Genomic DNA, 21484 nt, shown 5'->3' with positions numbered 1-21484 from the left:
ACGGTGGAAAAAATCAAGATAAATGGTTAGCTTATCGTAATAAAGGAGGGGTAGACTATTGGCTACAAAAACTAAACAAGAGTATAACAAAAAACGATATATAGATATTTTGAGGGAAGGGAAAAAGGGATATGATGAACGCAGAGATTTCCTTAAAGAATTTTCTCTTAAAACTAAAAAAACAACAGCAGCAACTACTACTAATGGTGAAACCTCAGATAGTGGTGGAGGAAGTGTTGTTCTTAATGGGGATATGCCAACGATTTCTCAATATCAAGGCCCTGATAATTATTATGACGATATTATCGGCAAGAACTATCAAACAGGATTAAAAGGCAAACTTAAAGGAACAGATAAGTGGAATAAAGATATCAAAGAACAAGCGGCTAAGACTGGAGTTAATCCGCTTTTAATTAAAGTGTTAATGGCTACGGAATCTGGTGGGAGTCACAGTAGTAATCCGAATCCTTGGAACTGTGTAGGATTGATGCAAGTACAAGGTGCAACCGCAAAAAGTTTAGGGCTTAACTGGGATAAGGTACGTAACGATCCTGTTTATAACATCTATGCAGGATGCATGGTAGCAAAAAGTAAACATAAATATGCAGAAGATATCATTAGAAACAATGGTAGTAAATATGCAAGCTACAAAAAACGCGGATATGAACTTAAAGCTAACTGTCATGGTGTTGCTTGGTTGTTTAATGGATTCAGTGTTCCTACAAAAACAAGTAATAAAGTAACATCTGGTGGTTATGTTTATGGAAATCAGATTGTTGCCATGTTAAAAGGTTTTGGTAGGGATGGTCATAAAGATACTGTTTATACAACAGACGTATTAGGTGGAAGTGGAAGCTCCAGTAGTGGATCTACAAGTAGTTCTAGCGGGGCTAGTGCAAAGGCACAAGCGAAGCTATCTATTAAAGATACGAGTTCAGAAGTGGAAGTTACAGCTGACTATCCAATTAGAGAACCTTTAACTGAAGAGGAAGCCGCTTTTATGCAAAAAGAAAGTCTTTCTTATCAAGTACCTGTGGGTGTAGTAAAGGGTGATTATTTTCGAGCACCTAAATCTTTACGAGATACCTATGTTGAAGATCGTAAGCAATCCAAACTATTCATTGAATTAACGAATTATGCTCCATTACCAACAAATGAGTTTATCCACCTTAGCGGCCCTCAAGAAAATTACTATGCACCTGAAGCTAGAGAAGTCTTTAAACTTCTAAGAAATCGACTTGGCTACGGACAAATGGTTGTGACAAGAGGTTTTGAACCGCTCGTAGATTCAAACGATTCTTCGCATTCTGTCGGAATAGCAATGGATATTTATGCCCCAACAGCACAAGAGGCATTACGCATTGCTGATACAGCTTGGTTGCTTGGTGTTCGTTCAATTGCAATCGGCCCTAAGTTTGTACATGTTGATACTGGTCCAGAAGCAACATGGGGTTATGATAACTTAGCTATCTACCGTGGCCCTGGAACAATAAAGGTAGGTGGATTATCGAATGGCTTCAAGTAATAAACAAGACTATAACAAGAAAAGGTATAAGGAATTCTTAAGAGAAGGTAAGGAAGCTTATAAAATAAGAAAAGAGTTTCTTGCTACATTCCGTTTACCTAAAACAGCCGAAGAGGAAGAAGAGGCCGAAAGTGGAGAAGGTAATGCTGTTACAGACCAAGGTGTGGGTAGTGAAGGCTCAGCTAAAGCGGCTCTTTATTATTTAAACAACTTCCGTATCTCAACCCCATTTGCCCCCAGGGGTATTAATGATGGCGTCCACGGAGCAGCAGGACATCGTGGAATCGACTTAGCAGGTAAAAACGGTTCTGGTTCTGCAATGGGTATGGATATCCTATCTCTTACAGACGGTAAAGTATCCCAAGTTTTAATTAACAGCGCTGATGCTGGAAACGGTGTTCGAATTATTGCTCCTGATGGTAAAGAGTATTCATACATTCACATGAGAGATAAACCATTAGTGAGTGTTGGAGATAACATTACGGCAGCTCAGTTGATTGGGTATGTGGGCAGCACCGGGCACTCAACCGGAGCACATTTGGATCTTAAAGTCCGCACCAAGCCGGGCGGAGAATTTTTAGATCCCGAAAAGATATTACATCAAATGGCTGAAGCAGGTAGCACGGGTAGTAGTAGCGGTGGAGCAACCGATAGTAAAGGTATCATCGCTCTTGCTAAAACTAAAATGAAAGCTCCTTATGTTTTCGGTGCAGCAGGTCCTAATACATTTGATTGCTCGGGTTTTATATGTTGGGTTTTTAACCACAGTGGGTACAAGTTTGGAAGGTCAACAGCCGCAGGTTATTATTCTATGTTTGAAAAAACATCTAACCCTCAACCAGGAGACCTAATCTTTTTTAGTAACACATACAAACCAGGTGTTTCTCACATTGGTATTTGGATGGGTGGAAATGAATTCATTCATACCGCTAATAAAAGAAATGGCGTACAGATTTCTCAATTGAGCGGTTATTACAAACAAAAGTTTACAGGCTACAGAAAAATACAAAGTTCCTACTACAAAGGTTCCTCTTCTTCTTCAGGTGGTTCAGCTTCTGCAAAAGCAAAAGTAGAAATGAAGTTATTTGCTGATGAAGAAACGGAAGTGGAAGTTACAGGTGACCAAGAAACATATCCTCCTTTAGAAGATGAAGGTTATTTTGTAAGTAAAAATACTCCTACCTTCAACTACACTCCAGTTCGCTTCATTGGTGACTCTATTCGCCAATCACAAGATACAAGATCCACTTTTCTCCATAATCGAATAGGTTGGGCAAGGACAACAAATTACAATAGCTTTCAGCATTTAGATAAAGAACTCTTTATTCATCAAGAGCATTACGATGGATATGAAGGAAACCTTTACTCTCCTGATGCAAAAAGGCTTTTTGAAAACTTGCTTTTAAAAACAAAAAAACCTTACTTTGAAGTTATTAGTGGTTTTCGATTTAGTAATCCGGGGCAAATCTCTCCTCATGAAGCTGGTTGTGCCATTGATATTTTTGTAAAAGATATTAATGAGGTAAGAGAAATAGCCGATTGTGCATGGCAATTAGGTGTACGCTCTATTGGAATCGGTGGGGATTTTGAAGAGAAGAGAGGTTTTATCCATTTGGATATTGCTCCTAAAGGAACCGATTTTATGTATGATGGGATACCGATTTATGGTGGACCAGGAAAGTGGGTGAGTCAATGAACTTTAACAGTCAAATTCATCAATCAATTTATAAGAAGGTTGTTCTTCCTTCTCTAAATAGATTACAAGGAACACTTGAAGGATATGTGATTCAAGTCGATTACACGAAATTAGTATGTGAAGTCGTTTATACGGATGAAGGTTCTCACGTTCTACAAACAATTAAAGGCGTTGCACTTCCAAAAGATGCAGATGGGGTATTCACTCAGTCTGTAAAAAACGGTGATCGTGTAACAATTTCCTTCAAAAATAAATCAAGAATGTCCCCTTATATTTCTACTGTTTACAAGGGGAATCATAGTGAAGAGGTTTATCTAAGTCCTTATGGCGGAAGAACCATTCGACAATCACGTATTTTTTAATAAAGGAGGATACAAATGAGCGAAGCATATGTAAATAAAACATATGGGGATGGAGATAAAGATATCTATTTTCCTTATTGGCGACAAGTATTACAAAATGAGAATCTAAACTTTAATGCAAAAAGTTTAGAAAAAGAACAGGAAAATCTTCAAACGATTGGTGAAGATGAAATTGCATTAAAACATCCTGTTACTGGAGCTACAATCAAACTTTGCGATGATGGCTCAATTGAAATGTTTGTAAATGAAGATACAGGTATTCGATTAGATGCTAAAGAGAATGGAATTATCTTTTATGGCGATGCTGTACATTTTGCTACAAAAGAAATGAGAATGCATACAAAACCTTATGGTTTCATATGGAACAACCACAACTTCAACCCTTATCTGTACTATGGCGACAAGGTGGGAGAACAACGTGTTATTCCTAAATTGTCTACAGTCTCCACGACAGAAGAAGGACAAGCGAATATCAACGTTCCTCTTTTTCAAGAAAATACCCGCAAACAATACTATGACGAGAAAGTAACCTCAATTATAGAGGGTCTTGGAATAGAAACAACACGAATTAAGAGAGGAGGTTAATAGATGAAAGTCGATTTTCGTTTTTCAGCAGAAGGTGACTTAGAGTTAGGTTCTCCTAGTGTGAATGAGGATGGAGAACTTCTTTATATTAATTCTGTTGGAGAAATTTCTACAGATAGTTCAGAAGGGGAATTGATTCGAGATATCCCGCTTCAAGTATCTTATCTGAGTGAAAAACAAGTCATCCTTAACCGCTTACGAACTGATAACCCTGATTGGGTTTTGCATCCTGAGATTGGGCCAAGCCTTTCAGATTTAATCGGAATGCCTAATACAAGAGTAACAGGATTAGCAGGAAAAGAAGCAATTGAAAAAAGTCTAACTTATGACGGTTTTATTAGTATTGACGACTTAACTGTTAGACCTGTTCCAGTAACTTCAAATGAAATCCTATTTTATTTAACCGTGAAAAGAAAAACTACAGATTTGGTTATGCCTGTTCTTTTCGATTTAACGCACGGTTTACTAACTGAATATGAGGTGAACAACTAATGAGAAAATCAAGAGACGAAATGCTCGAAAGTGTCTTAACAAGATTACGAACACAAGCGGGCATTACAGAGACAAGCCCAGGTGCTATTGCACGAATGTTTGCAGAAATAATGATTGAAGAGTTTAGCCCATTTTATGATGAACTAGACTTAGTAACGGCTATGTCGTTTGTCTCAACTACATCAGGTACATACCTTGATTTAGTGGGAGAACTAGTAAACTGTACTCGATTAGAAGATGAAAACGATGATAACTACCGCGCGCGTATCTCCAATCAAGTCTCTGTTCAACAATCCGCAAACTTAATTGCTCTTCGTTTGAAAGCTTTACAGCTTGATGGAGTAGCAGATGTACAATTCAAACGCTTTACTCGTGGTACTGGTTCTTTTACATGCTACGTTATTCCCCAAGTTTATCCGATTACTACAGACCTTTTAATTCAAGTAGAAGATGTCTTAAATGAGACAGCAGGCTATGGCATGAATGTTGAAGTGAAAGTAAGCGAATATAGTCCAGTGGACATTACACTTAACCTCATTTTTAACTCCAAATCTACTACCCTCGAAAGAGATTATACTCGAAATAGAGTCGTGCAAAATGTTACTAGCTATATGAAAGGCTTAAACATGGGCTCTCCAATTATCATCAATGAAATTATCCAACGTGTAATGGAAACAAGTGATCAGATATTAGATATGGAAATCAAAGAGCTGGTTGTTGCGGAAAAACAATACTTTATTAAGAACGTCGAGCATTCTTTAGAAGAGCGATATTTCTTACGAACAATCAACGTAGCATAGAAAGCGGGTGAACCCATTGTTAATGTTAAATAAACACACAACAAGCATGATGTCCATGCTTCCCCAATGGATGAAGATGGCGAAAGATCCTGCATCTGTAGGGGCTAACTTCTTAAATGCATTTGGTGTTGAGCTTGCAGAAATGGAGCAATATATCGAACAAGCATGGAACAATATGTACATTGGTACCGCTGATTTGAAAACAGCAGACTACTGTTACAAGATTCCTTTAGCTTTACGTGATGTTGTAGATGTTTCATCACTAAACTTGCATGTACGTATTGTATTCAACGGTGTACGAATTGATTGTATGCCAGTTGATACATTACGTTTGTTCTTCGAAAATGATGAGAACAGTTACATGATCGATACGGTAGAAGGTTTTGTCTATATTAAAGTTCGAAACTATTATATGCAAGACAATATCTTTCATCCGTTCGATGCAATTGAAGTAGGAGATACACTTCATTATGAATATATGCTGCATCAAATCTGGAACGTATTTGATGAATTTGGAATGCTACTTGGTATTTACCGATTACCGGGTGAACGAAATGAAGCATTTAAAAATCGTATCCTAGATGTTTTCAAAAATCCCGGTGGTGCTACAAAACAAGGATTGATAAATGGTATTAGCAGGGAGCTAGGCATTCAATCAGACCAAGTTAAGATAGGTGCTTTAACGGATAATGCATATGTTCAATCTACTCTTATTAATCCTGATGGAACACCTACTGAAAAATACATTCAATATGTTGATCAAATCAACAGCAATCTAGGCTTTGCTTGGGATCACATGAACTGGGGCGAAGCATATTGGAGAAGCATTGAAGAAAACAATATGGGCTTTCATTATCTTCCTCACATTTGGGATGGTTTTTCTGCTATTTGGAAAGACAATGAAGTTCAATCTGGAATCGGGAGCAGTAATGATTTAGTAGTCACTCCACCGAAAAAGGAATCTTCTGTACGTGAATTCAAAGCATATGTAGGTTTACATGGTACTGAAGAACAAACGGAAGAGAACCATCCTGAAATCCGCTTCAAGTATAAGATTGTAGCAAAAGGAAAAGTACCAAATGATGAATATGAAATGGAAGCATATAAACATACAGTGTTAGCTTCTGAAATTATTCCCCTTCATTATGTACTGGTTGCTATGCGTGAGTTCTTATACAAGACACATATCTCATGGGATAACCGCTATGGATATACCTTTAAAGATAATACTTCTCCTGGAATGGAAATTATCACTGGTGAAACGGCTCTTCATAATGAAGAAGAAGCATATGTAAGGCTTCATGCCGAAATGAAAACTACTGATAGAAAAGTGACACCTGTTTTAGAAGAGCTTATAGTGAAGTGGATTGATGATACCAATCAACCACAGACCTACACACTAACAACTGACAATGACTTTACGTCAAGTACAACAATGGCTAATGCTACGTTAAAAGATGTAGAAGTCGGTAATAACAAAGTTACTCTTGGTAAAGGTTCATTTTCTGCTGTTATCGACACGGAGGGTTCTTTCTTAAGAGGGGAAACAGGAATTTCAGTAAGAGTTAATAAAGCTGGATCTATCTCTCTTAACCAACCAAATTAATAAGGAGTGAATAAATAATGGCTGGATCAATAGATAAAGCAGTAGGGAATCCCATTTATGAGGATTTAGTCCTTACACGCTTTCCTGAAAATTTTGATGTACGAGAAGGTACAGGTGCGAACCCCAACTTAATACGTTGGACAAACTTAAAAGATTATAACATGGCTGAACATGTGAATGCTTTGCAAGATGCAGTAATGGCTATTCAGCGAGCGTTAGGTGAACGAGCACAAGTTCCCGCAAAACCAACAGGTTCAGATGGTAAGCCAATTACAGATTCAAATGCGCTTTTAAACATTGCAAAAACATCAACAGTTAAAGATCGTATCGATGCAATTGAAACCCATGATTGGTACGCAGACTTTGATAAACGTTATGGTGGCCCAACATGGCAATTTAACGATACTGATGCTGTTAATCCTACTATTCAACAACACCGACACATTGGAAGTGCTGCTGATCCTGGAATGCCTGAGAAAATCGTTCTTACACAAGAAGTACAAGGTAAGCTTCCAAAAGCAAATATTGACCTTTCTAACACTTCAACAGGTGTAACAGGTAAAGACATTCTTGTTGAACCAACTGTTAGTACAAAAGTGTCTGATGCACTTAATGATAAGATTGATGAAAAAACAGGTGGTACGATTGCTAAGGAAGCTACGTTAACTGTACTTGGGAAAACAAATACTCGATGGACTAGAGAATTTGATTATACAGATGCTTCTACGACAGGAAATACTTCTGTACAAGATAGTAACACTTTACTAAATAGAGCTATTGAAAGTGGTACAACAGCCGCTTCTGATTTGATGAATACGAGTTTAACTGGTATGCACTATGGCCGCTATGTAGCAATTGTGCGTTTATCAGCAGCTAGTCTTCCTTCAACTGGATTTATTGAGTTATCAGCTACAAACTCAAATACAAATGCAATTATTAATAAGGTGACTCTTACTGGTAGTGACTTTGATGGTGTTAACCAGTACAAGACATTTTATTTAATCTTTAATCATGATGGTGCTACAAAATTACGTGTTCGAAAACTAAGCACAACAAGTTCTGCTAAAGTTCGATTCGATTACGCTATTGTAGAACCAGTTCATCCGGCTGTATTTGACCGTTAAGAAAGGGGGACATTTAAATGGCAAAACGACCAGAAGGATTATCTCCGAATTTTAACTCAATCGTTTCTCCACAAATCCCTTCCTCATTAGTCTTCTCTTGGACATTTATCCGCGAAAATTCAAGTGACTATCAAAAAGCAGCAGAAGTAAAAATTTATGCAGAGGGCTCTAACACAGCCCTTGTTACTTTAGCTGCAGGAACAGACAATGAAATAGATTTAACAGGAAAATTGAGTGCTCTTGATTTAGAAAATGTATATGAATGGGAAGTGAAAATAACAGCGGCTAATAACTCAATTGCTTATAGTGGACGAAAAACTTTTCAATATGTTTCTGTCTTCGTAAATAGTGATTTAGAATGGCCAACTGGTCCAGATCCATACGAGTATATTGGAACAAGACAGTACTTTAATGAGATTCAAGCTAATGCTTTACAGGTGCTAGAGGACTATGTAGTTGATTCTGATGAAGAGCAAAAGATATATGCAAGTGCAGAAAAGCTATTTGAAGGGGATGTAGTTCCAAGTCGAATTGACTTTGTTAATATTGAAAACATTCTCGGCCTTATTGCTAAAAAGGAAAGCACGTATAAAGACGAAGTAGATGATTTAATCGAAGATGGTCTTGGTGCTGGAGATTTGCATAAAATCTATACATTCTTTGACCGTTTAACAAAGATACCACCACAAGCTCCTAGTAACATTTCATTATCATTCAGTGATATCCCTGCCCTTGCAATTGCTGATGGAAGTGTAAGCAATAATGGGGAAGCGGATTTAAGTGTAGATATTTCTTGGAGTCCTACCGATTTAGAAGTAGGAACATGTGCAATTAATGTCGCTGATGATTTAACAGAAGACGTTTCGTATTATTCAATAGAACTAACAATTGGTTTCACAGATTACTCTTGTAGTCATACTCTTATTTATCGTGTAGAGGATCTTGATTCTTTAAGTAGACAAATAGACGTTCCGATGGATCACATCAATTTTGAGCACCTTTCAACTTCGAAACAAACACGTTATGCATTAAATGCAGTAGCTGTAGATAAACGAGACGATACCTCACCTCATTTTTCTAAAGTCTACAACGTAAGCAACGTTCCACTAGGTGTAGCAAGTTATCAACTACGTGCTCAACAAAAAGATTTACAAGACCAAAAGGTAATCAAGCAGTATTACGATATTTACAACGGAACAGCGAAAGCTTATGTTCACAAGGTAACTGGCAATGTAGATGGCGTATACCACTATGCAGTGCGTTTATACGATAAGAATGGCGCGATGAGTGCATGGCTATACATCCCTGACGAAGTAAAGCTTGATCCTTTAAAACCTCCAGCAGCTCCTAAACCATATGTCAAAACTGTAGATACAGATTCGATGGTATTTGAATGGGCTTATGTAAAAGACGCTGAGAAATATGAAGTTGACCCTCTTTATTCAACTGCAACTAATTGGGTTCTTACTTATAACTCTAAAGAAATTAGTAGCTTGAATGAGAACACATCTTATTCTGTTCGAATAAGAGCAATCAACCGTGCAGGAAGTTCTGCTTGGGTAACCGTTACTGGAAAAACAAAAGCTAAACCAATCGTTACGTATACCCAAAAAGCTCTGAAATCTAGAACGTGGCGTACAGCTTATTACATTCATAAGCAGAATGGTAGCGTTACAAGACCAGCCGCTGAGTATCGTTATGAATTAGATAACGAAGAAGTTATTCATGGCGAATGGATTGAGTTAGTAGATAAAGTCGAAAGTGGTATTGCTGTTAAAAAGGGAACGCGATGGGGAAATCACAAATCTCTTTATTTCCTTGATTATGCTGGATGGCAAAGTCGTTTAAAAGGAAAAGAAATTGTTGATGTGAAATTCTATATCAGACGTAAGACTACACAACACGGATACCCGGATGACGGACGTTTTCTTCATGTGTGGTCACATAATTACACAGGAGTAGGTAATCTTCCTCCTGAAAGTAAGGGGCCTAACTTAGCGGATCACTTTAAGGTAGAAAGACTGGATTGGGATCGTGGACAAGCACAATGGGTAACGTTGCCTAAATCATATGGAGAAAAAATACGTGACGGGAAGATAAAAGGAATTGCTTTTCATCATCCAACTTCGGATCGTGCTCCATATTCTTATATGCGCTTTGATGCAGATACAATTCAAGTTCAAATTAGATATAAGTAGGGGGAGGAAAGCTCTCTCCCTTATTTTTTTAAGGTGGTGACAAAAATTGGCGCAGTATAATAAGAACTTTTATTCAAGTTCACTATATGGACATTTGAAAGCTTTCTATGGAGAATACCTAACAGAAATGTTTGATGCTGTTCAACCATTTAGTTCAACTGTTAATGCAGTAATCGAAGCTCAGCTTCCTAGTTCCTTTTATTCTGCAACTAGTGTTGAGTTTACAAAAATAGACCCTACTAAATGGACAGTTCGAGGTACAGACCTTGTTACGACAACAGCAAACTCCAATCTAGAGTTCGTAGCTACAGGTGACAATGTTGAAGTGCAAGTACGCCTTCAAAATAAAGGGACTCAAACAGTCGAAGCAAAGCTGTATAAAGAAGAAAATGTTTCGGGTACGTACACTTGGGTTGAAAAACAAACAAAGTCAATAAGTACTCAATCTCTTACAAATCCTAATACGATAAGTAAAATTGCTTTTGATTCCTTTGGTTTCGCTGATTATAAAGTAATAATCTATGCATTGAATACAACAGCCGAAGCAATTATTGTTGGGGCCAATTTGCGAACAAGTGACATTTCTCTCGAAGTTCGATCTTCTGCCAATAAAACAACATGGTCTAGCTGGGAAGCTGTTACGCTTAATAAGCAACTTCAATCCGTAGATCAGTACAATATAACTGGTCAAAGCACAACGAGATTTACCAATGTTCGTTACATACAAGGTAAAATCATTATGCTTTCCTCCGACAACAAAACATCTCCTGTTGTTGATCGAGTAGAATTACGTTCTGAAGATAGCGGCTTATATGAACAAGAAGGAACGTACATGATTCAGATTGATATGAATCAAGTAGCTACAAGTATTGGGAAGAAGTTTAAATATATCGACACAATTAAGTGGTTGCCTGATACACAACCAGCGGAAGTAGAGTTAGATATTCGTTCATCATCAAGTAGAGACAATATCTTCTGGGGCCCTATCACCGCTCCGTATCGTAAAAACACGAATCGTCTTCGACTTAAACGTGGTATTACAACTCACAGTGTTACGTTAGGACCAATTAATGAAGGAAGTAAATTTGCGTTCAGTAAAACAACAGACCTTATTAATTGGGATACCCAAGCCTTTTCTCCGAAAGATGCAACAAATACAAGTGTTAACTACACTTTCTCGAAGACAAAGACTAACCAAAAAGACCCTCGTAACTTACTACAATCCATTCAAAATCCTATGAATGAACAAAATCGTAGTATTCAGTTTGATCCTCAACCATATTTCCTAACAGTTGAAATGACACGTTCAGCAACAAGAGGAACAGCAGTAGTTGATTTAATTGATGTTTATCAAACAATTAAGTACAACCAAGAAGTAAACGTCACGAATAAAGATGTTTCGGCTGTTGATAGTCTTGGTACAGGCGTTAAATCTCTACAAAAAATAAGTGATTATGCTTTTACTTATCCAAGTACAGCTAATCAAATTGCCGATAATCAACAAACAATGACGGCTGCTCCTCTAACTTACTCTTTAACAGACCTCACACGTAGACCTTCAGATGTTATGCTCTATTTTAAATCCGAACAAAACAAAGGGGCTAGAACAGACATTGCTACTTCTGCTACAGACGAAGTTATGGCAAAGGCTATTCAACGAAAATTAGAGTACGGTGAAACAACAGGTGTACTCATGCATTATCAATATGGTGCTGGTAAGGTTCAATACTTACGACCTTATGATCGAGAGCTTGATTCTACATTTACCCCTTCTTTAGTAGAAGATAAAAAGTATCGCTACTATGTAACGAATGGATGGCCTAGTGAAGTTCATACGGTTATAACAGGACAAACGGTAAATGATGTAGCGGAAATGTACAATACCACACCTTCGGCAATTACAAACCTCAATAAAGATCTTCTCACAAATGAAGATGGAACGTTAACAAGCGGTCAACTAGTAACGATTCCAAACACATCTACCAATTCAAAAGTTTCTTTACTGTTCAAAAACAATACTGTATATACACAAAAATCTAGTCATAATGCTCTGTATGACCAAGCTCATGGTGTAACGGTAACAGACTTCTCAAGTGAATCAATCACTGTTAAGGTGCCTAATGCGCCTCCAGCGGGTTACGTTGATTGGGTATCAGAAGAGAAGATTTATACTGGTGTAATCAATGCAGAAGATGTTCGTGAAGAATTTGTGCGTACACAATACAACCGCTCAAGTTATTCTGACTTCAATCGTAGTTACACAGTAGTTACCGGAGATACGTGGGATAGTATCGCGACTAAATACGATGTTCATGTTCATGATTTAAAACTAGCAAATGAACCTCTTGTTGATTTAGAAGTAGGGGATATTGTAACGGTTCCTCCAAATATTATTCTCCCTGAATTAGCTTCAGAAGCAGAATTCGAAAAGGAAAACCCATATGAGATTTCTATTATTGAGGATTCTGTTCACAAAAAAGATGGAACCAGAATTGATGAAAGTTTTATTCCAATTGATTGGAGCGGCAAGCACTTACCTATGGAAGTGACTTATCGTGACTCTGAAATTCTGACTGCAGAAATGGTAAGAGGCACAAACGCTAATGGAATGGACCCTCTTCCTTTAAGTAATGTAAAACAAATTGTTTCTGTCAAACACAAGACTAAAACTATCACTTATCACGAATGGGACGAGGATCTTCAGACAGGAGACTTTAAACTAACAAGCAATTATATTGATTGGTCTCCTACAAAAGCCGGTACGCTCGAACCAGCAGCTAATGAAGAGTACATCGTTACTTATATTCGTGAAGAAGTGGATACTGTACAGATTCATTTAGATACTACTTATTTTGAGAAAATGGGAACAGATATTGTTTGGCGTTCTCTTGAAGTAAAAGTATTTGATGGTGTCTGCACTCCTACAGAAGACTTTAAAATGGAACTTCCTACCACTAATTCATTTGAAGGTTACAATACGATTTATAAAAATATTGGATACGTCATTGAAGATAATGACCTTTGGGTAGAAACCAAGATTCAAGAAATCGATGGTAAGTCTTATTTGATCGGTACCTTAAACGGAAAAGACCCAAGTAAAATATGGAGTCCAACTATTAGTACAGGTTATTACTACTTAAAGGAACAGGAGTTTTACCTATATTCTGAACCAATCAAAACGGTGCTATCTGAAAAAGAGCTGCCAACTGCTAAGAATATTGAATACACAAATGGTTCAAGTGGCATTGGTGCTTTGTTGTTACCAAGCAGTGAGAACGTTGTAAAGGATTCTGTATTTGAAGCTACCGATTGGAAAAAGGCAAAGGTATTCTCTGTAGATTTCTATTCTAGTCCGGCTTCTATTGGAACATGGATTTTAGGACTAGATACACTCAATTAAATACTTAGAACTGCGCTATAGAATTGGTGCAGTTCTAGCGTTATAGATAAGGAGGTCTAAGCGTGCAATTAAAATATAGGGAAGCTGTGAAGCGGCCTAAGAAAAACATTTTTAATGTAAACGGTGGAGAGTGGAAAAACAAAACTGGATCAGGTGTAATGAATATAAAAAACCTGGAGCAATATGCAACAGATAATCTGGTTCGTATAGCAGCTATGTATCCAAACCCATTGATACCAGATGTTAAAACTTATTACCTATCTTGGGATACATCAAAATTTAATATTGCAGTATGGGAAATAGATGATAAAGGAATGGTTGTAGCGGATTTTGGATGGAAGACTACTGCAACATCTTACACTATGAAGTCTAATACTGTAGCTTTTACTGTAGTAGTTAGTAATAAGGCTAATAGTAATATTTCTATCAGTGAAGCTAAAAATCTAAAGTTACAAGTGGAGCCAGGAACTACAGCTACATCATATGAGGATTATCAAATAAGAAACTCTGTAGCTAATAAGAACTCAAAAAACCTCCTCAAAAAATTAAAAAGTTATCAAACAACATCGGGAAGCACATTGAATAGTGCTAGTCACACTAATTACGTAAGTGATGAAGATAATGATGTGATTGTAAAAACAACCACCGCTTGGGCTGGTTATTACAACTATCTCGATTATTTAGACTTGAATTATTACAGAGGTAGAAGAATGACTCTATCTTTTACGGTGGGTGAACAAACAATGGGTGGAGAGAGTGCAGGTCAAATAAGTATTCTAGTAAGACCACCAAATGGGGTTGAAGCGTATGCAACTTCACTTTATATAAAGCCTTCTAGAATTGGTTTCCGTGAGGAATTATCATTTGTAGTACCTATAGATACCACTTATATGAGGATTGCTATTCGAAATACTGGTAACGTAGCGGACGCTATCCACGTTAAGAATCTGCAATTAGAAGAAGGTCAAACGGCTACTGAATTTGGAACTTACCAAATTACATCTGAGAAAGCACAGTTAGTTCCTAAGAAAAACTATCTTCTACCATTTACAAAATGGGTGGCTGATAATCCTGTTAACGTTTCTGTTAATTTCTTAGAGCAAACAGACCGAAGACTTGTAGTAGAGCTAAACAATACAAACGCATATGCAGGGGTTTCAATGCCTATTGATTTGAGTGTGCTAAATGGACTTAAAGGAAAGACTGTTACTTTCAGTGCGAAGAAAATTGTTAGAAGCCAATCTAATTCTCAAGTTCAGCTACGCTTCTATGGTGGTGCCAGTGGAAATACGGAATTTGTATTGAGCGGAGTAGGTGCAATGTCTATAACTAAAACTATTCCTACTGACTTTACGAATGCATTTATGCGTGTCCAAAACAATCAAGCTGGATACCTGCAAATAGAGGTTGAAGATTTACAACTGGAAATAAATTCAGTACAAACACCCTACGAGGGCTACGAATTAGCCCCTAAACAAACTTCCTATCCAATAAAAGCTCCTTATAGAAATTATCCATTTACTTTTACCCGTCAAAGTGTCGAATCCCTAAGTAGTGTTCAATATGGTATGAATAATCCGCGTATTAAAAATAACGGTATTTTCATGGAAGAAGGTACAGTTAATTCATTTTCGTCAAATGGAGTAAATGATTTATCCACATGGAGTGCTCAACAGGTAACCGTTTCAGGGAATCTATTTACTGAAAACACAGCCAGTGCTATCCATAGGGTTACAAGAGCAGTATCAGGTGTATCAGGTAACCAATACACATTAAGTGTACTTTTAAAAGGCAATGGTAGACGCTATGTGTATTTCAATGCTGATGCAGTCATGAGCGCAAAATCAACAATTGACCTACAAACAGGTGAAGTAGTAGTAGGTAAAGGTACAGCTAGTTCGCAATATGTAGGCGATGGTTGGTATAGATTCAGCATTACCGGAACTTGGGGTAGTGGTAGCATGATATTCTTACAATTAAATAATAATTTTGTTGCTACAGATACAACCCATGTAGGAAACGGTCTTTCCGGTGTTTACGCTAAGGATTTTCAATTTGAGCAAAAAGCATATCCTACATCCTATACACCAAAAGAGCGAAAAAATGAGTTGTTGTACTTACCGAGTACTACTTCAGTGATTGATTATACAAAGGGGTCAATTGCTGTGGACTTCTCGTATGAAGATGTAGCATTGGCAATGACACAAACAAACTTCATGTTTGACTCTTCAGGAACCAGAATATTTGCGAACTATGATAAAAATCTATCTAAGTTTCAAGTGTCTTTTCAAGGACTAGCTTTATTGCAAGCACCTCCAAGTGTGATGCAGAACAATAATAAGCTATTAGTTGAATGGGATAACAAAACCATAGCGGCTAATATTAATGGGTATGTTATGTCATATACAAATCCAAACACGAGTCTTATTACCGGTATTGGGCTGATGTCTATTGGAGTTCGCTTCTCCTTAAATCAAAACTGGATAAACGGAACCATTAATAGTTTTGTTGTTAAGGATCGAAATGACAACATTACATTCCAAATTTAAACACATCTATTTTAGATGTGTTTTTTAATGTGAACACAAGGTTGTAAGGTCAAGTAAACCCTCGATTTATCGTGGACAACTTTAAGATAAAGAGGTTAATTTACCTACGTAATCAATGAAATGGTGCAAGACCATTCGAAAAGGAGGTTAGAAAATGATTTTAACTGGTAAATCAGCGAAGAAAATGCCTAGAAAAAATTTAATTAATGCTACCATTGATAATTTTGAGCAAGGCGGTATTGATGGAAATGGTAATTGGGATACTCAAACAATTAGAAACAGATATAAGTATTTTATTCCTGTAAAACCTAATAAAACATATTCATTTTCAGTCAGTGGTCTTTCTGATTATTATTGGGCTTTTGCAGAATTTAATGCGGAAGTTAAGCAAGGTGGACAGACTTATAATTCAGGATGGATTGATGGAGCGACAACACCTACCAAGATAAAAGCTATGACTTCAACAAGTAGGTTTATTGGTGTTGCAGTGCGGAAGAGAGATAACACGTCTTTTGTTCCTAATGACTTACCGAGCGACTTCACTATACAGATTGAAGAAGGTTCTACTGTTACAGAGTTTGAACCATACATGGAAGTGAGTAGAGGTGCAACGAAGGAATCTGTTAATATGCTCCCGCCTCTCACTAGTGAACGATGGGTTGTAGCAAGTGGACAAATTAAAGGCCAAGTCAAAAGTGACTATGAGTACTACATGAGTATTGCAACCAATAATGTAATTGGTTATGACTTTCCCATGACACTTATAAAAGGGCAAACATATACTCTTTCAGGAACCTTGACAGGGATTAATGCTCGTATTAGGGTCATTAGAAAAGACAATCCTTCGTCTTTCTTAGCAAACGTAGTAGACAATAATCCTGTAACTTTTGTAGCAAGTACTTCAGATGTTATTGTGCGAATTGAGAATAATGGTAAAAGTGGAGATTACACTGTTAAAGATTTTTCTTTAGTAAGGGGAAACCCCATTCCTTTTCAGACTTATAAAGAAATGAACAGACAAGCGACACTGATTCCGAAAAAGAACTTAATTCCTACTACTGAGGATATTTGGTACAACGGTACTATCAATGGGCAAAATGGTGCTTTTTCCAATTCCACTTCAAGGCTGGTATTGAAAGCTAATTGTAAGATACCAGTTAAACCTAATACAACTTACACTATCAGTACTACGGGAGTAGCTGCAGATGTTACTATTCGTGAAATGTACTATTTTGATAAGAGTGATGTCTATATTTCCCCAATAACAGGAAGCGCAAATGTTTACACTAAACGTGCAACGTTTACAACTCCATCAAATGTTGGATACTTTACATTTCAGTTTGTTCCAACTGGTGACGCGCGTAAAATTAGTCCATCAGAAATTGTTCCTTTTGTGCAGTTAGAAGAAGGCTCCGTAGAAACGGCTTTTGAACGGTATACTCCAGTAGCTAAGAAACCTGTTTCCTCTACCGCAAAAGCTCCATACCTCAACCTCCCAATAACCTTCCGCCGTGACAGTGTAGAAATTTTGAATAATCTACAATACGGTATTAATAACCCACGTACTAAAAATGGTGCTCTCCTAATGGAGGAGGGGACAACTAATTTAATTCCTAAGCTATATACTTCATACCCTACAGTGACAGGTAGCATTGTAACTGAAACAGATGGTAATTATCACAAAATGATTCTATCAAATGGTACTGATAGAGACCATTTAAACGTCCCTATTAAGACAGTGAAGCCTAGTACTAAATACACCCTTAGATTTAGAGTTAGGGTTCTAGAAGGGCAAGATATTAGGATTAAACCTTATATCACATATGGCACAAATAGTACCATTCTTGATGATACACCATTTACTACAGTGGGAAGAGAATGGACTGAAATAACCAAAACAGTTACTATGGGGGCTAGTACAACTCAAGCGAATAGATATTGTGTTTTTTTCAATGAGCCTACTGGTCAGATTATTGAAGTAAAGGATTGGCAATTCGAAGAAAAACCATATGCAACTTCTTGTACGGTGGGAGACAGAAAAGCAGAATATGCCTTTGTTCCTAACGCTGATAAATATATTAATGCCACTAAGGGATCAATTGAGTACACAGTGACTCCATTATTAGATAGTGACATTTTTCCTCCCGCTGGAAATTACGGGTGGAATGATATTGTTTATTATGACGAGATTTCTAATGGATTTTTAATTAGAAGGAACAATGATGCAATAGGTGGGCACTCTGTTTGGGTTCAAGGTGTGGAAAAAACCTATGTCCTTGACTATAAAGCGGGTGACAAAATCAAATATAAATTTGAATGGGACTCCTCTGGCTCTAGGCTTTATGCAAATGATGTAGTTATATACAGTACCGCGTCTAAATTTGTTACACCTAATGCAGCGGATTCTAGAAAGCTATACATCGGTTCTCGTTCTATTGCCACTAGAAAACAAGGTAATGCTTTGTATAAGGATCTAGTAATTAAAGATCAATATGGAAATGTAGCATTCCAACTTTGAGATACACCTAACAAATAGGTGTATCTCTTTTTGTTATTAAGATAGGAAAAGAAGAAATAAAAACTGGACGCTAATTCTTTACAAAGGTTACTAATATACACGAGAGTAGACAATTATGCTCTTAATAAAAATAGTACCGCTACTATTTAAAAGGAGGTTGAGCAATGATTACAATTAATAAACCTGCGGATCTGAATTATAAGGAAGGATCTTCACTTACCTTACCTTTAACCATAACTGATGTTTCAGCAACTCGTAGGCTTGAAATAACTATTGTGTTTAAACATAACGATTCCAATACAATTCAAGGGCTTGTAAAAGGCGGAGGAGGATTAACTCTTGACTCATACCTTAATACTAGTGATGTTCCCTATGTATACACAACCAGTAATCTAGCGGCGAGAACAATGCTTTTGCCAAGTATGCCAGGATTTCTTCATAATAAAATATATGAAGTGAAATTTGTTTTCGACACAAAAGGCGAACGTACTATATATGTAGATGGTGTAAAAGTTGCTACTGATAACCAAATTGCTAGTACACCTATGACTGTTACAGGTTTTGGTGATGTTAATAACAACCTATTTAAAGGTCAGTTATACTACATGCACATTAACTATGATGGGGTTGAAAGAGAATATGGTGTGAAGCCTGGACAATTTTATCGCCCGGCAAAAAAAGTTCCTACAATTAATCTTATCAATCCTAATGTCGAGAAGTGGACCGTAGCTTCTGCTGATACGTTATGGACAGAAACATCAACAACAAAGAGATTACGTTTAGCTGAGAGAATAACTGTTACACCCAATACTCAATATAAAGTAAAGATAGATGGAGAGTATCGTGTGTATATGCGGAACTTCTCTAGTCAATCTTACGAAATCAGCAATTCGGGTTGGGTTTTTGATGGCTATGTGTTTACCACGCCTTCAAACATGACTTCTGTAGGTGTTCTTGTTGCACGTAAGGATGATGGAGTCATTACATTGGACGAGCTTGCTATAGCAAAACCGATGTTAGCACAAGGGCTTTATACAGTTAATATCCCCTATGAAGAAGTCGGTAAGAAGGCAACATTAGTTCCAAAGAAAAACTTAGTGCAAGAGAGTAAATTCACCAAAACATTCTCAGGAACTAATGCTTCAGGAAATCAAGCCCCAAGTATATTAGCCGCAAACATTCCTGTAAAGCCTAACACTACGTATACAATTAAGATAATGTGCTCTACAAGTGTCTTTACTCATAGAGTTATAACGCAGCTTTCTCAATATGCTGTTGCAACTCATAATAGCTTGTATTCGCAAGCAGTTAGTACAGGTGGGGGAAGAGAATTATCGATACCTAGTAGTTTAGTGTTTTCTTTTACGACTACATCAAGTGAACGGTTTGTATCCCTTACAACAGGTAATAACGCATCAGGAACTTTTCCTAATGAAGTATCCTACGATGAGGTACAGTTAGAAGAAGGTTCTGTAGCCACTGAATTTGAATCGTATCAACTTGTAAACAAAAAAACTGTTTCCTTTATAAAAAGAGCCCCTTATAAAAACTACCCATTCTTTTACAAACGTGAAAGTGTTGAATTATTCAATGGAATTCAATACGGAAATAACAACCCTCGTGTTAAAAATGATGGAATTCTAATAGAGGAAGGTACTGTTAATTTATTTGCTGGAAAAAGTATTTTCAGCAACAATGGAACAACCTCTCTGGATTTAGGCGATCGTGTTCGTTTTGCGGGAAGCACAGATGGGAACTCTTCTGGTGGGTATATCACTAGTATTCCAGTAAAAGCAAATACCGCTTACACTATTTCTGCAAGGTTTGTAGAGAGTGAAAGTGCAAAAGATAAGTTAAATTTTCTCGCTGAACAATCAGGTTCGAGCACTATAAGAAGAAAGCCTTTTAAGATGGGTGATCGATACTATATGACATTTACTACAGATGCTTCTGTGACGAAAGTAAATGTTTGTTTCTATTTAAGTGGTGGAAAAATTGGTGATTACTTTGAACTTTATAAGGATTGGCAGATAGAAGAAAAAGCATTTCCTACTTCCTATACTGAGCGGGAACGTAAAGCGGATATTGCTTATGTTCCTAGTGCTATTTCAAATACCTTGATTGATACTGTAAAAGGCTCTTTAGAGGTTAAATTTCATCTAGAAGATTTGACGATAGGTAAACAGAGAAGTTTCTTCTTATTCGATTCAAATGCTGATCGTTTCTTCACGAACTATGATATGGCATATGATAAGTTTCAAGTTAGTGTTAATAAATTAGGCTTATTAACATTTAATAGCAGTCTCATTCAAAATGATAACACTCTTCTAGTTGAGTGGGATGGTACGACACTAAAAGCCACATTCAATGGTGTAACACTCCAAAGAACAGGCACTGCTAATATAAACAACATTATTGGACAGTTATCTTTTGGGGTTCGTTATTCGTTAGATGTAGTGCCTCTAAATGACACGTTAAAATCTTTTGTAATAAAAGATCGTAATGGTAACGTTACATTCCAAATCTAAAACACACCTTTAGGGTGTGTTTTCTTTATGGTGCCAGAACAGAAATGTGCTAAGTAAAAACTGGACTCTATTTCTTTGTAAAGGTTACTAATATCTACGTG

General features: G+C 37.1%; 13 protein-coding genes. All 13 read left to right on the top strand.

Features of this window, described 5'->3' with window-relative positions; genetic code table 11:
• The first annotated feature begins 58 nt into the window (after positions 1 to 58).
• The gene (locus tag ACFX4N_RS23825) at positions 59 to 1525 is read left to right on the top strand and encodes a transglycosylase SLT domain-containing protein (protein ID WP_377262762.1); all 1467 of its coding nucleotides are present in this window, start codon (positions 59 to 61) and stop codon (positions 1523 to 1525) included.
• Positions 1512 to 3221, top strand: coding sequence for an NlpC/P60 family protein (locus ACFX4N_RS23820; RefSeq protein ID WP_377262759.1), 1710 nt, complete (start codon positions 1512 to 1514; stop codon positions 3219 to 3221). Before ACFX4N_RS23825 ends, ACFX4N_RS23820 begins: the two co-directional genes overlap by 14 nt.
• Entirely contained in the window at positions 3218 to 3583 is a 366-nt protein-coding gene (locus tag ACFX4N_RS23815) for a hypothetical protein (protein ID WP_377262756.1), read from the top strand. The genes ACFX4N_RS23820 and ACFX4N_RS23815 overlap by 4 nt, the downstream gene beginning before the upstream one ends.
• A 15-nt stretch (positions 3584 to 3598) precedes the next feature.
• Positions 3599 to 4168, top strand: coding sequence for a hypothetical protein (locus ACFX4N_RS23810; RefSeq protein WP_377262754.1), 570 nt, complete (start codon positions 3599 to 3601; stop codon positions 4166 to 4168).
• Positions 4169 to 4171: 3 nt separating this feature from the next.
• Positions 4172 to 4660, top strand: a complete 489-nt coding sequence (locus tag ACFX4N_RS23805; protein ID WP_377262752.1) for a hypothetical protein — start codon at positions 4172 to 4174, stop codon at positions 4658 to 4660.
• Positions 4660 to 5460: a baseplate J/gp47 family protein gene (locus ACFX4N_RS23800; RefSeq protein WP_377262749.1), complete on the top strand. Its 801-nt coding sequence runs from the start codon at positions 4660 to 4662 to the stop codon at positions 5458 to 5460. The genes ACFX4N_RS23805 and ACFX4N_RS23800 overlap by 1 nt, the downstream gene beginning before the upstream one ends.
• 22 nt (positions 5461 to 5482) lie before the next feature.
• Positions 5483 to 7066, top strand: a complete 1584-nt coding sequence (locus ACFX4N_RS23795) for a hypothetical protein (protein ID WP_377262746.1) — start codon at positions 5483 to 5485, stop codon at positions 7064 to 7066.
• Positions 7067 to 7083: 17 nt separating this feature from the next.
• A complete protein-coding gene (locus ACFX4N_RS23790) occupies positions 7084 to 8190 on the top strand; it encodes a hypothetical protein (RefSeq protein WP_377262743.1) in 1107 nt (368 codons plus the stop codon).
• Between the two features lie 17 nt (positions 8191 to 8207).
• The gene (locus ACFX4N_RS23785) at positions 8208 to 10388 is read left to right on the top strand and encodes a fibronectin type III domain-containing protein (protein ID WP_377262740.1); all 2181 of its coding nucleotides are present in this window, start codon (positions 8208 to 8210) and stop codon (positions 10386 to 10388) included.
• A gap of 46 nt (positions 10389 to 10434) precedes the next feature.
• Positions 10435 to 13788: a LysM peptidoglycan-binding domain-containing protein gene (locus ACFX4N_RS23780; protein WP_377262737.1), complete on the top strand. Its 3354-nt coding sequence runs from the start codon at positions 10435 to 10437 to the stop codon at positions 13786 to 13788.
• Positions 13789 to 13850: 62 nt separating this feature from the next.
• Positions 13851 to 16337: a phage head spike fiber domain-containing protein gene (locus ACFX4N_RS23775; RefSeq protein ID WP_377262734.1), complete on the top strand. Its 2487-nt coding sequence runs from the start codon at positions 13851 to 13853 to the stop codon at positions 16335 to 16337.
• Positions 16338 to 16491: 154 nt separating this feature from the next.
• Positions 16492 to 18855: a carbohydrate binding domain-containing protein gene (locus ACFX4N_RS23770; RefSeq protein WP_377262731.1), complete on the top strand. Its 2364-nt coding sequence runs from the start codon at positions 16492 to 16494 to the stop codon at positions 18853 to 18855.
• 164 nt (positions 18856 to 19019) lie between these two features.
• Positions 19020 to 21383 carry a hypothetical protein gene (locus ACFX4N_RS23765; protein WP_377262728.1) on the top strand — a complete coding sequence of 788 codons (2364 nt, stop codon included), beginning with the start codon at positions 19020 to 19022 and terminating at the stop codon, positions 21381 to 21383.
• Positions 21384 to 21484 lie beyond the last annotated feature (101 nt).

This window comes from Priestia sp. YIM B13551 (assembly GCF_042787905.1).
GTDB lineage: Bacteria > Bacillota > Bacilli > Bacillales > Bacillaceae_H > Priestia.
The sequence above is the reverse complement of the archived record's forward strand: the minus strand, read 5'-3'. Positions and strand labels throughout refer to the sequence as shown.